Genomic DNA, 14,444 nt, shown 5'->3' on the forward strand with positions numbered 1-14,444 from the left:
GCGACCACGGCCAACCCAGTACGCCGGCCGCGGTCGACCGGCGTACTGGGACTGCGGCTTCCCGCCGTACGGCCTGCTAGCTCGCGAACGTCGCCAGCGCGCGGCGGTGCTGGATGACCGTGTCGACGATGCCGTAGTCGCGCGCCGCCTCGGCCCGAAGCACGTGGTCGCGGTCCGTGTCGTGCCGGAGCTGCTCGATCGACTGGCCCGTGTGCGTGGACAGGATCGCCTCGACCTCCGCGCGCACCCGCACGACCTCGTCGGCCTGCAGGATCAGGTCGGGAATCGTGCCCTGACCGCGCGCGGCCGGCTGGTGCAGTACGACGCGCGCGTGCGGCACGACCGCGCGCTGACCCTTCTCGCCCGCCGCGAGCAGCACGGCGCCCGCGGCGATCGCCTGCCCGATGCAGAACGTCGAGACCGGCGAACTGATGTACTGCATCGTGTCGTAGATCGCGAGCATCGCGGTCATGTCGCCGCCCTCGCAGTTGATGTACAGGTTGATCGGCTGCTCGGGCCGGTCCGCCTCGAGGTGCAGCAGCTGCGCGATCATCGCGTTGGCGACGCCGGCGTCGATACCGGTGCCGAGGTAGATGATGCGCTCTGACAGCAGGTGCGAGTAGACGTCCATGATCCGCTCGCCGCGCGCGCTCTGCGTGATCACGTTGGGAATCGTGTAGGAGCTCATTTCGCTGCCTCCGTCCGCAGGGGCATGACCTGGTCGAACGACTCCACCAGGTGGTCGATGAAGCCGAACTCCATCGCTTCGCGCGCCGTGTACCAGTGGTCGTGCAGCGAGTCCTCGTACACGGTCTCCACCGGCTGCCCGGTGTCGTCCGCGATCAGCCCGAGCACGGTGTCGCGGATGTGCCGAAGGTCGTTGGCCTGGATCTCGATCTCCACCGCCGACCCGCCGATCCCCGACGACCCCTGGTGCATCAGGATGCGCGCATGCGGGAGGGCGTACCGCTTCCCCTTGGTCCCCGCGGACAGCAGGAACTGCCCCGCACTGCACGCGAGCCCGAGGGCCACCGTCGCGACATCACACGGCACCAGCCGCATCACGTCCCGAATCGCCAGCATCGACGGCACCGATCCACCCAGCGAGTGGATCCACAACGCGATGTCGGTCTCCGGATCCTCCGCCGCCAACGTCAGCAACTGCGTCGCGATCAAGGTCCCGTTGTCGTCGTTGAGTTGCCCGTCCAGTACGACGACCCGCCGCCGCAACAGTTGCAACCGAGCCTGCTCCCCGAACAAGGGCGCTTTGTTGTCATCAGCCATGCACCCACCATGACCGCGCCGGTACGCCGTACCCCACCTTTTCTGCTCCCAGCAACTCTGCTCTCAGCCAACACCCGCTGTGGCAGGCGTGAGCCTCGCGCGGCGGAGGCTGGCAGACTTCAGGTGTGACAGGTGAGCGGTCCCCGGAGACCTCGTGAAGGCCTTCGAGCTGTACTTGCGAATTGCGAGTACGACGTTGCTGCCGGAGGAGATCTCCGAGCGGCTGGGAGTGCCCGCCGATGAGGCGATTCCGATCGGGACGCTGCGGCGGCCGCATGCGCCGGCGTATCGGCATTCGGTCTGGAAGCGGCGCGCGGTGGGGACCGGGGACGGGCGGCCTGAGGACTTCGAGGCGTCGGTTCTTGGGTGGGGGCTGGAGTTCGCGGCGAAGGTGGGGAGCCTGGTGGCGGCGGGGGAGGCGGAGGTGTTGCTGACGATCGTTCAGCGGGTCGACGACCTCGACGACCCGTTGCAGAAGGGGATTTTTCTGTCGCCTGAGTTGGTTCAGTGGATGGCGACTGCGAGGGCATCGCTCGACGTCGATCAGTACTTCTTCCGCGACTTTGAGGGGTAGGGCGGGCCGCCGTACGAGGACTGTCGGAAGGAGCGCCTACCCTGGTGGGCGATGACTACGCTGTTTTCTCCTGATGAGCTTCCGGTGCCGCTCGAGCAGCCCAGGAAGGGTAAGGCCGACCCTGAGGCGTTGCTGGAGGGGTTGAATCCTCAGCAGCGGGCCGCGGTGGTGCATGCGGGGAAGCCGCTGCTCGTGGTGGCCGGTGCGGGGTCGGGCAAGACGCGCGTGCTGACGCGCCGGATCGCGTACCTGCTGGGCGCGCGGGACGCGCACCCGGGCGCGATCCTGGCGATCACGTTCACCAACAAGGCGGCCGCGGAGATGCGGGAGCGCGTGGTCGACCTGGTCGGGCCGCGGGCGAAGCTGATGTGGGTGTCGACGTTCCACTCGTCCTGCGTGCGCATCCTGCGCAGGGACATCAAGCGGTTCGGGATCAGCTCGACGTTCTCGATCTACGACGCCACCGACTCGCGCCGGCTGATGACGCTGGTCTGCCGTGAGCTCGACCTGGACGTCAAGCAGTACAACCCGCGCGCCGTCCTGAACTGGATCTCGACCCAGAAGAACGAACTCGTCGACCACGAGTCGGCCGCCTCCAAGGCCGAGAACCACCTGGAGGAGAAGTACGCCGAGTGCTACCGCATCTACCAGGAGCGGCTCGCGCAGGCCAACGCGCTCGACTTCGACGACCTGCTGATGACCACGGTCAACCTGCTGCAGGCCTTCCCCGAGGTCCGCGAGTACTACCGCCGCCGGTTCCGTCACGTGCTCGTCGACGAGTACCAGGACACCAACCACGCGCAGTACACGCTGATCCGCGAGCTCTGCGGCGAGGACGAGCCGGGCCGCAACGGCCCGAGCGCGCCGCCGGCCGAGCTGATGGTGGTCGGTGACTCCGACCAGTCGATCTACGCGTTCCGCGGTGCCACGATCCGCAACATCCTCGCGTTCGAGGAGGACTTCACCGGCGCCGAGACGATCCTGCTGGAGCAGAACTACCGTTCCACCCAGACCATCCTGACCGCGGCGAACTCGGTGATCAGCCGCAACGAGGGCCGGATGGCGAAGAACCTGTGGTCCGACCAGGGCCAGGGCGAGCAGATCGCCGTGTACGTCGCCGACAACGAGCACGACGAGGCGCAGTTCGTCGCCGACGAGATCGACCGGCTGGCCGACGCCGACAAGGTGAAGCCGTCCGACGTCGCGGTGTTCTACCGGACCAACGCGCAGTCGCGGGTGTTCGAGGAAGTGTTCATCCGCACCGGCCATCCGTACAAGGTGGTCGGCGGCGTCCGGTTCTACGAGCGCAAGGAGGTCCGCGACGCGCTCGCGTACCTGCGCGTGCTGGTCAACCCCGAGGACACCGTCTCGCTGCGACGGATCATGAACGTGCCCAAGCGCGGCATCGGCGACCGCGCCGAGGCGGCGATCGAGGCATTGGCGTCGCGGGACCGGATCTCGTTCGCGCAGGCGATGCGCCGGGCGCAGGACGCGCCGGCGATGGCGTCGCGGTCGGTCAACGCCGTCCAGGCGTTCGTGGACATCCTCGACGAGCTGACCGCGATGGTCGACTCGGGGGCGCCGCCGGACGACATCCTGGACGTCGCGCTGCATCGCAGCGGGTACTACGAGGAGCTGCAGAAGTCGCCGGACCCGCAGGACGAGACCCGGGTGGAGAACCTGGACGAGTTCATCTCGGTCGCGCGGGAGTTCGTCGAGGAGAAGACCGCGGCGGCCGAGCCGTCGGATCTGCAGGCGTTCCTCGAACGGGTCGCGCTGGTCGCGGACGCCGACCAGATCCCGGATGCCGACGACGACGGTGGCGTGGTCACGCTGATGACGCTGCACACGGCGAAGGGGCTGGAGTTCCCGGTCGTGTTCTTGACCGGCATGGAGGACGGCGTCTTCCCGCACTCGCGGTCGCTGAACGATCTGAAGGAGCTCGAGGAGGAACGACGGCTCGCGTACGTCGGCATCACGCGCGCGCGCCAGCGGCTGTCGATCTCGCGCGCCGCGGTGCGATCCGCGTTCGGCGCTCCGCAGCACAACCCGCCGTCGCGGTTCCTGGAGGAGATCCCGCCGGACCTCCTCGACTGGCGCCGCGACGAGTCCGCGATCACGCGCTGGTCGGGGACCGGGACTCGCACGGGCGGTGGTGGCGGCGGTGGTGGTGGGATTCCGAGCCGGTACGAGCCTTCGCGTCGTACGTCGGCGTCGGACAAGCCGGTCATCAACCTGAACCCGGGCGACCGGGTCGTCCACGACAGCTTCGGCATGGGCACGGTCGTCGTCGTCCGCGGCGAGGGACAGCAGGCCCAGGCGGACATCGACTTCGGCTCCGAGGGCGTGAAGCGGTTGCTGTTGCGGTACGCGCCGGTGGAGAAGATCTAGTACGCCGGAGCAATGGCCCGGCGCGCATGCGGCCGGGCGGGTTGCTGATGGGTTCGGTCGCGGCGGCCGGAAGAGAGCTTGAGCGGCCGGCAGGCCTTGCGCGCCGGGCGACTCGGCGCAGTCCGCGCCGTCGGCCGTCGCTTGAGCGGCGGGGCGTTCTAGCCCGTTCGCGTCGTGAGCTGCGCCGTCAACCACTGGGCGAACGCCGGTAGGTCGCGGAGCGTTCTAGCCCGTTCGGGTCGTGAGCTGCGCCGTCAGCCACTGGGCGAACGCCGGTAGGTCGCGGAGCGTTTCTTTGCCGATCGTGAGTTCCTGCGCGCCCGTGACCGGACGCAGCACGACCTGATCGTCCGCGAAGTTCACGCTGCTGATCTCCGACCACGCGAGCTTTCGGCTGCCGAGAGCGACGCCGGCGGCGTCGACCACCACGACCCAGCGGCGGGTGCGGAGGTTGTTCAGGACTCCCAGGACGACGGCGGCGGCGAGGATGGTGAAGGCCACGCGGAAGTACTCGAAGAATCCCCACGGAACACCGTCCGACAGCTGACCGATGATGCGATAGCCGTTGAGCAGAAGGAGTCCAGCGGGGAGGGCGAGGGTGATGAGCAGTCTGTTGCGCTCGGGCCCGGTGGTCAGGCGGCCGTTCTCCCGCAGCGCGTTCGTCCACTCGGCGGGACTGTCCTGCGGCATCGGCGGCCTTCCTCGGAGGTGAGCCGCGATCGTCCCACGGCAGGAGGTCTGCGGGCGGTCTCCTCGTACGGCGGCAGGACCGCGGTGGCGTCGTACGGTGATGGCTCGTCGTACCGGCAGCAGGTCTGCGGCGCTTCGTCGTACCGGCAGCAGGTCTGCGGCGCTTCGTCGTACTGGCAGCGGGTCCGCGGTGGTTCGTCGTACTGGGGCTAGCGGTGGGATTCCAGTTCGCTGGTTAGCCAACGGGCGAAGGCTCTTGGGTCTTTGAGGGTGTTGCCGGTGATGCGGAGGTTGGGGGCGTCGGTGCGGGAGGTGATGGTGACTGCCTGCTCGGTGGAGGTGATCTCGGTGATGTCGGGCCAGGGGAGGTGACGGCGGCCGATGGTTACGCCTTGGGTGTTGATGGTCAGGGTCCATGCGCCGGTGAGCAGGTGGAACAGGTAGCCCGCGACTACGGCCAGGGCTACCACGGCGAAGGTGGCGCGGAAGTAGGCGAGGGGACCCCAGGGTTCGGCGCCGGTGAGGCGAGCGATGGTGCTGATGCCGTTGGTCAGCAGGAGGCCGGACCACACGACGAGCATCAGGATGGGGAACCGGCGGGCGCGGGTGACGAGGCGTCCGGTGTCTCGGAGCGTGTTCGTCCATTCGGTGGGGCCGTCGGGCGGCATCGACGTGACCTCCTCGGGGGTGGAGAACCGCGATCGTCCCACGGGAGCAGGTCCGCGGCGGGAGTCGTCGTACCGGGAACTAGTGGTGGGTTTCGAGTTCCGTGGTCAGCCAGAGGGCGAAGGCGGACGGGTCGCGCACGGTGCTGTTGGTGATGCGGAGGTCTTCGGTGCCGTGCACGGTGACCTGTTCCTTGGCGGACGTGACGGTGGTGATCTCGGACCATGCGAGGTGCTGGGGGCCGAGGGTGACGCCGGTGTCGTCGACCACGACGGTCCAGCGGCGGGTGCGGAGGTTGTTGAGGATCATCAGGAGCGCGATCGCGGCGCCGGCCGCCAGGATCGTGCGGACGTAGGCGAAGAAGTCCCAGGGCGCGCCGCTGGAGAGGTGGCCGACGGTACGGGTGCCGTTGACCAGGAGGATTCCGCCGGAGACGACGAGGCTGAGGGTGAGCCGGGTGCGCTCGGGGCCGACGGCCAGGCGGCCTTGCTCACGGAGCGTGGTCGTCCACTGGGTGGGACCGTCTGATGCCATGATGGCCTTCCTCGGGGCGGGGAGACCGCGATCTTCCCACGAAGCCGGTAAGGAATCGGGCGTTCGCGTTGCGCGGTGAGCCTGCCGTGGGTCACTCTGGGTCTTCGGCCCCTCCCGGACGACAGGTCCTCCCATGCCCAAGGCAGCTGACAGCTCCAACCGCCGGATCATCCTGGCGGGAGCCAACCCTGGGCTGCGGCTGTTCGACGAGCACGGCAAGGTCACGGCGTACGCGTCGATCTGGATGGTCGACTGGTCGGTGCGCGGATCCGGTACGGCGGTTGTGCTGTGGTTCGACGGGATCGTTCGCGTGGTGTCCGAGGACGTGGATCTCGCGGCCTGGCTGGAGCGGTACTTCGTCCGCTCGTTCCTCGAGGTCCAGGGCCTGCCGTGGCACGAACCGGCGGTCGAACGCGACCTCGTCCAGGTCTCGATGAACCTCGCCGACGGCCTCAGCGCCAAGGCGGCCGACATCCAGATCGAAATGGGCGGCGTCCTCGACCGCCGGCTGTTCGCGACAGACACCTTCCAGCTCGCCGAGGGCATGCACAGCCTGAGCCTGGTGATCGCGCCCGTCCGCTCCGCCACGGTCTCGATCGGCGGCGCTTCGGTTCCGGGCTTCGTTCAGGTCGACGGGTCGCAGGATCGACCGGGGTCGTCCGCGTTCCTCACCACGGCCGAGGTCTGGCGGCGTTAGTCCGTACGCCGAGTGCCCGCTGGTACGCCCGAGCAGCCGCTCCTACGCCGAGCAGCCGCTCGCACGCCGATCAGCCGCTGGTACAACGTTCCCGCGCTTGCCCGGCGCAGCTAGTACGTGAACCCCGCGGCGCCGTGCTCGAGCACGGCGCCCGTCAACTCCTCCACCCACGTCGCGCAGCCGCTCGTACGATGTCCTGGCGCGTGCTTCTCTTGCCGCACCCACCGCTCCGCCGACGTGCACCACTGATCAACGTCGCCGGCGACCGATGCGTCAGGCGTGAGCGGGCCGGAAGAGGCGGGTGATGAGGTGGTTGGTCAGTGGTGGGTGTCGGCGCTGGTCGCCCACCAGGTGTCCATGCGGGGCTGAGGCTCGGCCGCCGCGCCCTGCTCGACGACGCGGGCCATGTGCAGCAGGTACGCCGCGATGCCCGCGGCGCCCTGCATCCAGCCGACGGCTGGTGGGAGGAGCGGGTCCTCGTTGCGGTGCTCGGTGAAGCGCCAGTAGGTGCCGCCGTCGTGGACGGCGTGCTCGACGAGGGTGTCGGCCAGAAGCGTCGCGAAGGCCAGGTCGTCGCTGGAGCCTGTGCGGTGCCAGGAGTCGAGGAGGATGTCGCCGACGCCGGCGGTACCGCAGCAGCGGCCGTCGTTGTCCCAGAAGCCGGGGTGGAGTCGCGCGGGCAGGCCCGACGTACGGACGCTGTACAGGCAGCGCTCCCGCCAGTCCGCCGGCGCCGTACCGGCGACCGACTTGATCCCCGCGGCGTCCAATGCGGCGAAGGCCAGCGACGTCCCCGAAGCGCCGTGGCACCAGGTGTAGGTGAACTCGTCCTCGTCGTTGGTCTCCGTCGGGATGTACCGCTGTACGACGAACCCGCGCCCGTCCGTCACCCCCAGCGGGACCAGCTGCTCGGACACCTTCGCAGCGGCGGCAACCAGCTCGGGCCGCCCCAGCGACAGCCCGGCGGAGGCGAGCGCGGCCGAGACACCGGCAAGACCGTGGGACAGGTTAGGCATCACAGCACCCGGCTCGCTCCGAAACCGCCGCGGCACAAACGGCCAGCCCACGTCAGGTGCCCCGGCTCCGCCGGCTCCGGCCGAGGCCTCAGCTCCAGCCGCGGCCTCGGCCTCGGCTCCGACTCCAGCTCCAGCCGCGACCTCGGCTCCCGCCCCGGCCGCAGTTCCAGCCCGGGCCTCGGCTTCCGCCTCGGTCCCGGCTCCCGCCCCGGCCTCGGCATGAGCGATCTCGGCGAGGAGGATCTCGGCTGCGCGGTCGGCCAGTTCGCGGCCGCCGTCGACGCCGTGCCGGGCCGCCCACACTCCGCCGAGCAGCACTCCCGCCGTACCGAGTGTCATGTCGTGGATCCGCGTATCCGGCGAGAACCGTGGCGGAAGCATCATCGTCTGCGGCCATCCGTCGTCAGCCGCCAGCTCGTGCAGGCGTTCGACAGCAGCCCGTACGCCGTCCGGCCGGTCGAGCGTGACCAGGGCGCCGATCGTACTGACCAGCCCGTCGAAGAAGGTGACGTCGGAGCAGCCCGGGATCTCGCGAATCAACCGCTCGGCGATCGCATCACCCAGCTCAACCTCGGCGGCAGTCCACGGCCGACTCAGCCGAATCTCCGCCAACGTGTGCACCAGCCCCGCGATCCCACTGTGCATCCCGTCGCGATCGTCCGGGACGACTGGCTCGTCCCCGGTCACGTTGGTAGGAATCCACAGCCCGTCGTCCGCCCACCGCACCTGCCCGAGCACCCACCGCCAGGCCGCCTCAGCCGTCTCCCGGTACACCGCCCCACCAGTACTCACCGGCTCATGGTGCCACCACGCTTCGCCACTCAACACGGCCGCCCGCCCAACCGCTGCCTCGCGGTAGTCCACGCGGGGCCCGCGGTGCTTGTACGACGTCCGCCCATCCCAACGTCTCCTGGTGGTCCACGTGGTGCAGGCGGCGCTCGTACGACGTGCGCCCGCTCCAGCGCCTGCTGGCGGTTCATGCGGTGCAGGCGGTGCCGCGACGAGCGGCCTGCAACCCGGGCGGCCCCAGGCGCACGTCGTACGGCGTCTGCCTGTGCGTCCCACACCGTGCGCGGGGTGGTCCACGACGAGCGGCGTACGCCTTGCAAGCCCGCTCCCACATGCGCCCGCAGTCCGCGCAAGCGCAGCAGCATTCCGTACGGCGCTTGCCCACGCTGCCGTCCCTCGCACGCGTGCAGGTTCTTCGGACGTCGCGGAGCCGCGTGGCGGGCGTGGGCGGTGATGCGGCCGGGAAGGTCGCATGGGGTGAGGTCGCGGCGGCCGGAGAACTACAAGAGGGAGCTGGCCAGCTGTAGTCGATCTGCGGCCGGCCGGGTGGGGTCACTTCGTCGGAGGGCACGCCTAGATCGGCGGGCGGCTGGGAGCCATCGAGCTTGGGACCGGTTGCGGGTGCCGGGTTGAGCGGGGCGGTGATGCGGCCGGGGAGGTTGCGTGGCGTGGGGGCGCGGCGGCCGGAAGAGGTGTGAAAGCAGGAGCTGACTGGAGGGGGCCCTGCGGATGAGGCCGGGGCAGGAGCTCGGGGCGGTGTGTTCTCGGCTAGGTCTGGGTGGCTGCTGGGCGGGGGAGGGCGTTGCGGAGGCGGATGGCGCTGTATTCGAGGGTGGTGGTGATGACTTCGTCCCAGAAGGCGTGGAGGTTGGGGAGCACTCGGAGTTGGATGCCGGCTTCGGCGTGGAGGGTGAAGAGGTTGCCTACTCGTTCGGGTGGGGCTAGGGGGACGACCTCGGTGGTGGCGACTACTGCGGCGTCGTATTCGGTGAAGGGGGCTGCGGGGAGTCGGTAGGCGTAGAGCTCTACGGTGCGGATCGCCTCCAGCCAGGCGTACTCGACCGCGTGGACGCGGGGGAAGGAGCCGGGCCCAATGATGCGGGCGAGGTCTTCGGGGGTGGTTCCGGGGCCTGCCCACGTCATCGCGCGGGGGCACTGCCGGGGGAACCAGTAGTCGGGGGCACGGTCGTGCCCTACGGCCCAGACGTACGGCGACTTCTGCTGGGCGGTGGCGGCGACGTGCGGGCGGAAGACCTCGATCGTCGGGTCCTCGGAGAAGTGCAGGACCTCACCAGGCGCCGGACGCATGCCGTGCAGCTTAGGAGGTACGGCGGCCCGTCGGCGAACCGATTCCGGGCCGGGCACGCTGGTCGGTCAGAAGCACCAGCGGCGGGGGCGAGCAGGCTCGGAGCAAACCCGGGGTCAAGCAACCAGCAGGTGGATCAGGGGTTGAGGCCGCAGACCTCGCGGAGCCAGGGCATCGGGTTGATGGCGGAGCCGCCGTTGGGGTGGACCTCGAAGTGGAGGTGGGGGCCGGTGGTGTTGCCGGTGACGCCGACCGCGCCGACCTGGTCGCCGGCGTACACGGTCTCGCCGACCTCGACGCTGAACTTCGACATGTGGTTGTACCAGGTGACGGTGCCGTCCTCGTGCTCGACCTGGACCTGGCGGCCGTAGGCGCCGGCCCAGTCGGCGTGGATGACCTTGCCCTTCATCACCGAGCGGATCGGCGTACCGATCGGGGCGGCGAAGTCGGTGCCGGTGTGGTTCGCGGCCCAGCGGCTGCCGCCCTGACCGAAGGTGGCGGTGATGTGGTAGCCGGAGATCATCATCTCGCAGCGGGTGGCGGACTCGCGGGCCTTCTCGGCGGCGGCAGCAGCGGCGGCCTTGGCGGCGGCCAGCGACGACGCGCGCTTGGCGGTCAGTGCGCGGGTGGCGTCGAGCTTGGCGGCGCGGGCCTTGGAGAGGCGGTCCGCGGCGGCCTGCTTCTTGGTGGCGTCGGTGCTGGTGAGCTCGACCCGGGAGGAGTCACGGGTGGCCAGCTGACGGCGCTCGATCCGGGCCGTGGTGACCTCGGAGAGGCTGTTGCCGCCCGACAGTGCGGCGATGTTGACCGCGGAGTTCGCCTGCGTCGGCGACGCCAGGGAGCTGTGGCTGAAGCCGACAGCGCCTGCCGCCGCAGCGAGCGCTGCGGTCAGACCAACGATTTGGGTACTGCTGGGGGTGTTACGCCGGGCAACACGATGTTTGGCGTGACGTGATGCGCCGGTCTTGCGCGCAGCACTGTTGCCTGGCGTGACGCGGTTTCCCGCGGCACGGTGCTGGGACACAACGTGGCCTTTCGGTCACAGGGGAGGGGCACTGTCCGCTCGCCCGGAGGATTTATTCCCCCTGGCGGGCTCAAGCACCATAACGGACGGGTCACGAGGCGACAAACCCCGGCACCCCCTTTCGGGGCCGTCCTTCACGAAACTTTTGCATGAGCCGCTGCACGTGCATCCGCTCGCCCGCCTGACAACCTGCTAGGTCAACCAGTTTCGGGCCGAGATCCTGACAAAGATCCGGCAAGTTCGGTTTCTGTGATCAGGCGTGTCCGGGCAGTGAACAGCTGCGAACCCCGTACGACGAACAGCTCAGGCGACCTGCTCGTCGTCAAGGTGAGCCAGAACACCAGAGATCTGGTGCACCACGTCGCCGTGGAACGGCAGCGACAGGTGCCCGACCCCGCGGATCCGCACGTTCCGCGCGATCAGGTCCGGATGCGCGATCCGCGCCCGCCGCTGCGGCACGATCAGCTGGTCGACGTCGCTGTAGAACGCGACGAACCGCGTCCGGCAGTCCGGAGCCGGCTCGGCGAGCTCGTCCATCAGGTCGCTCTCCGGCCGGAGCTGCTTCACCAGCGGCCATGGCAGCAGGCGGGCCGCGACCGTGCCCTGGTGCGGCGTGCCGAGCGTGACGCAGGTGTGCACCCGCTCGTCCCCGCCGAGGCGCTGGACGTAGTACCGCGCGATCAGCCCGCCCAGGCTGTGGCCGACGATGTGGATCTGGTCGGACCCGTACTCCTCGCACAGCGCCTCGACCTCGGCGGCCATCCGCTCGGCGGTCGAGCGCACGTCCAGCGTCAGGGGTGAGTAGGAGAAGGTGTGGATGCGCGTGAACCCCCGGCGCAGCAACTGCCGGCGCATCAGTGCGAAGACGGTGTGGTTGTCGACGATCCCGTGCGCGAGAAGGATCGGCGTACCGGCCGCGCGGACGTCACCGACGAGCAGGCTGCGCTGAGCCGGGGTGAGACCGTCCAGGCTGAGTCGGTCCGTACGGCTGCCCGCACCGCCGACCAGGCCGAGCGGGTACATGGCCAGATGGGTGGTCAGCCACCCGATCTCGACCGCGGCGCCCTGGAGCACCCGAGGGGACAGCGCCGAGCGTGCGCCGTACCGGAGTCCGTCCAGTGCCTCGCGCAGCCCGCTGCGCACAGCATCAGTCGAAGAGCCCTCGCCAACCGCCTCTGCACTCATCGGCGACTCCTCACCTCGAATCAGACCCCCCGCGTCACTGGTCTGACTTCTCTTTCACGGTAACCGGTTCCCCGATCGCGTGTCGGGGAACACACGCCTTCGTGTCTTATCCGTGAGGTGCCGCTCGGATAACCTGCGAAACTGGACGCAACGCGGCGCTCCAGTACTGAAAGGCCGATCCATGCCTGCCACCAGCACCCTGCGCATCGTCGTCGCCAAGCCGGGCCTGGACGGGCACGACCGGGGCGCGAAGATCGTCGCCCGGGCGCTGCGCGACGCCGGGATGGAGGTCATCTACACCGGCCTGCACCAGACCCCGGAGCAGATCGTCGAGACCGCGATCGCCGAGGACGCGGACGCGATCGGCCTGTCGGTGCTGTCCGGCGCGCACATGACCCTGTTCAAGAAGGTCCGCGAGCTGCTGGCCGCCCGGGACGCCGACGACATCGTCGTGTTCGGCGGCGGGATCATCCCCGAGGCCGACCTGGCCCCGCTGGCCGAGCTCGGCGTCCGCCGGATCTTCACCCCCGGCGCCCCGACCCACGAGATCGTCGACTGGGTCCGTACCAACGTCGGCGACGCCTCCGCCACCACTGCCTGACGCCGCAGCCACCCTCCCGGTCCCTGCCGCGGAAGTGGAGCATCGGATCCGCTCCGGAGTGTGACGACAACAGTGCGGAGTCGTTCTGAAGCCGATCGGTCGTTTCAGGTTAGTTACTAATCGGTAATACCGAATCGTTAAGAAACACCTGGTTGTGCGGGCTGTCGAATCGCGGTCGCATACAGCCATGCGTTTGTCCGTACAGACGATCGGTCAGGTGTGTGGCTCAGGACACATCGCCCCCGATCTCGGTTACTGTCCGGACAGGGCGGATCGCAGCGTGGTGGGGGACTGTGGACGACCTGCGCAGGACCAAGTGAGATCCCATCGGGAAAGGGCAGGTACACGATGAGGTTTGAACGATCACACGCACGCCGGGCGGTCGCTCTGGCCATGACCGGCAGCCTTGTGCTGCTGGCCTCCGCGTGCGGCGGTGACGACGGGGACAGCGGCGACAGCGGATCGGCCGGGGGAGCGCTCGAAGGGCGCGGCCCGATCACGTTTGCCACCGGCAAGGACACCTCCGGAAACCTGGTGAACCAGGTCAACGCCTGGAACTCCCAGCACCCGGAGGAGAAGGTCGAGATCAAGGAACTGCCGGAGTCGGCCGACACGCAGCGCCAGCAGATGGTGCAGAACGCGCAGGCCAAGTCCGACGCGTTCAGCGTGCTGAACCTGGACGTGGTCTGGACCGCCGAGTTCGCGGCCAACCGCTGGATCACCGCGCTGCCCGAGGACCAGTTCCCGGACCTCGGCAAGCTGCTGCCGTCGACCGTTGACACCGGCAAGTACCGCGACAAGCTGTACGCCGTACCGGTGACGTCCGACGGTGGACTGCTGTACTACCGCAACGACTGGCTGCAGAAGGCCGGCGTCACGGCGCCGCCGAAGACGTGGGACGAGATGAAGGCCGCCTGCACCAAGGTGCTCGCGCTGCCGGACGCCAAGGGCGCCAGCTGCTACGCCGGTCAGTTCGAGAAGTACGAAGGCCTGACGGTGAACTTCTCCGAGGCGGTCAACTCCGCGGGCGGCGTGGTCGTCGGCGAGGACGGCAAGCCGAACGTCGACACCCCGGAGGCCCTGGCCGGTCTCGAGCAGCTCGTGAACGGCTTCAAGGACAAGGAGTTCCCGGCCGCCGCGATCACCTACAAGGAAGAGGAGGGCCGCCGCGCCTTCCAGGAGGGCAAGCTCGTCTTCCACCGCAACTGGCCGTACGTGTACGCGCTGGCCGGTAAGACCGACGGCTCGTCCAAGGTGGCCGGCAAGTTCGCGGTCGCGCCGCTGCCGGGCAAGGCCGGACCGGGCGTCTCGACGCTGGGTGGCCACAACTACGGCATCTCCGAGTTCACCAAGAACAAGGCGACCGCGGCCGACTTCATCAAGTTCATGTCCAGCGAGGAGCGCCAGAAGGCCAACGTCGAGAAGACGTCGCAGGCCCCGACCTGGGCCTCGCTGTACGAGGACCCGGCGCTGAACAAGCAGTTCCCGTACCTGGCGCCGCTGAAGGCGTCGATCGAGTCCGCGAAGTCGCGGCCGAAGGTCATCAAGTACGGCGACGTGACGACCGCGATCCAGGAAGCGGCGTACGGCGCGATGACGAACAAGACTCCGCCCAAGGATGCGCTCACCGAGCTGCAGACCAAGTTGAGCTCGCTCATCACTCAATGATCGAACTGGCGGGGCCGGT

General features: G+C 69.0%; 15 protein-coding genes. 6 read left to right on the forward strand and 9 right to left on the reverse strand.

Features of this window, described 5'->3' with window-relative positions:
* Positions 1–76 precede the first annotated feature (76 nt).
* On the reverse strand, positions 77–688 hold the full coding sequence (locus tag ACYVIO_RS12975) for a ClpP family protease (RefSeq protein WP_460650961.1): 612 nt from the start codon (positions 686–688) through the stop codon (positions 77–79).
* The gene (locus tag ACYVIO_RS12980; RefSeq protein WP_460650962.1) at positions 685–1,284 is read right to left on the reverse strand and encodes a ClpP family protease; all 600 of its coding nucleotides are present in this window, start codon (positions 1,282–1,284) and stop codon (positions 685–687) included. The genes ACYVIO_RS12975 and ACYVIO_RS12980 overlap by 4 nt, the downstream gene beginning before the upstream one ends.
* A 154-nt stretch (positions 1,285–1,438) precedes the next feature.
* Here ACYVIO_RS12980 and ACYVIO_RS12985 point away from each other — a divergent pair, with 154 nt between their 5' ends.
* Together ACYVIO_RS12985 and pcrA are read left to right on the forward strand one after the other, a co-directional pair.
* Complete coding sequence (locus ACYVIO_RS12985) at positions 1,439–1,858, forward strand: DUF4279 domain-containing protein (protein WP_460650963.1); 420 nt, start codon at positions 1,439–1,441, stop codon at positions 1,856–1,858.
* Between the two features lie 51 nt (positions 1,859–1,909).
* Positions 1,910–4,249 (forward strand): DNA helicase PcrA, encoded by a 2,340-nt coding sequence (pcrA, locus tag ACYVIO_RS12990; RefSeq protein ID WP_460650964.1) that lies wholly within the window; start codon positions 1,910–1,912, stop codon positions 4,247–4,249.
* A gap of 225 nt (positions 4,250–4,474) precedes the next feature.
* Here pcrA and ACYVIO_RS12995 read toward each other — a convergent pair whose 3' ends face one another.
* Entirely contained in the window at positions 4,475–4,939 is a 465-nt protein-coding gene (locus ACYVIO_RS12995; RefSeq protein ID WP_460650965.1) for a hypothetical protein, read from the reverse strand.
* An 18-nt stretch (positions 4,940–4,957) separates the two neighbouring features.
* Here ACYVIO_RS12995 and ACYVIO_RS13000 point away from each other — a divergent pair, with 18 nt between their 5' ends.
* Positions 4,958–5,152: a hypothetical protein gene (locus ACYVIO_RS13000; protein ID WP_460650966.1), complete on the forward strand. Its 195-nt coding sequence runs from the start codon at positions 4,958–4,960 to the stop codon at positions 5,150–5,152.
* Here the strand turns inward: ACYVIO_RS13000 and ACYVIO_RS13005 are convergent.
* Together ACYVIO_RS13005 and ACYVIO_RS13010 are read right to left on the reverse strand one after the other, a co-directional pair.
* Positions 5,149–5,649, reverse strand: coding sequence for a hypothetical protein (locus ACYVIO_RS13005; protein WP_460650967.1), 501 nt, complete (start codon positions 5,647–5,649; stop codon positions 5,149–5,151). The genes ACYVIO_RS13000 and ACYVIO_RS13005 overlap by 4 nt on opposite strands.
* Positions 5,650–5,686: 37 nt before the next feature.
* The gene (locus ACYVIO_RS13010; RefSeq protein ID WP_460650968.1) at positions 5,687–6,139 is read right to left on the reverse strand and encodes a hypothetical protein; all 453 of its coding nucleotides are present in this window, start codon (positions 6,137–6,139) and stop codon (positions 5,687–5,689) included.
* 133 nt (positions 6,140–6,272) lie between these two features.
* Between ACYVIO_RS13010 and ACYVIO_RS13015 the strand changes: the two genes are divergently transcribed.
* Positions 6,273–6,836, forward strand: a complete 564-nt coding sequence (locus tag ACYVIO_RS13015) for a hypothetical protein (protein WP_460650969.1) — start codon at positions 6,273–6,275, stop codon at positions 6,834–6,836.
* 317 nt (positions 6,837–7,153) lie between these two features.
* Here ACYVIO_RS13015 and ACYVIO_RS13020 read toward each other — a convergent pair whose 3' ends face one another.
* The 4 genes from ACYVIO_RS13020 to ACYVIO_RS13035 all read right to left on the reverse strand — a co-directional run bounded on the left by ACYVIO_RS13020 (position 7,154) and on the right by ACYVIO_RS13035 (position 12,156).
* The gene (locus ACYVIO_RS13020) at positions 7,154–8,644 is read right to left on the reverse strand and encodes a lanthionine synthetase LanC family protein (RefSeq protein ID WP_460650970.1); all 1,491 of its coding nucleotides are present in this window, start codon (positions 8,642–8,644) and stop codon (positions 7,154–7,156) included.
* Between the two features lie 765 nt (positions 8,645–9,409).
* Positions 9,410–9,949, reverse strand: a complete 540-nt coding sequence (locus ACYVIO_RS13025) for a DUF6886 family protein (RefSeq protein ID WP_460650971.1) — start codon at positions 9,947–9,949, stop codon at positions 9,410–9,412.
* A gap of 134 nt (positions 9,950–10,083) precedes the next feature.
* Entirely contained in the window at positions 10,084–10,971 is an 888-nt protein-coding gene (locus ACYVIO_RS13030; protein ID WP_460650972.1) for a M23 family metallopeptidase, read from the reverse strand.
* Positions 10,972–11,274: 303 nt separating this feature from the next.
* On the reverse strand, positions 11,275–12,156 hold the full coding sequence (locus ACYVIO_RS13035) for an esterase/lipase family protein (protein ID WP_460650973.1): 882 nt from the start codon (positions 12,154–12,156) through the stop codon (positions 11,275–11,277).
* 181 nt (positions 12,157–12,337) lie between these two features.
* On the opposite strand from ACYVIO_RS13035, the gene ACYVIO_RS13040 reads away from it, so the two are divergent.
* Positions 12,338–12,757, forward strand: coding sequence for a cobalamin B12-binding domain-containing protein (locus ACYVIO_RS13040; protein ID WP_344175217.1), 420 nt, complete (start codon positions 12,338–12,340; stop codon positions 12,755–12,757).
* A 393-nt stretch (positions 12,758–13,150) separates the two neighbouring features.
* Complete coding sequence (locus ACYVIO_RS13045; protein WP_460650974.1) at positions 13,151–14,425, forward strand: ABC transporter substrate-binding protein; 1,275 nt, start codon at positions 13,151–13,153, stop codon at positions 14,423–14,425.
* The last annotated feature ends 19 nt before the right edge of the window (positions 14,426–14,444 follow it).

Source organism: Kribbella endophytica (assembly GCF_054781295.1).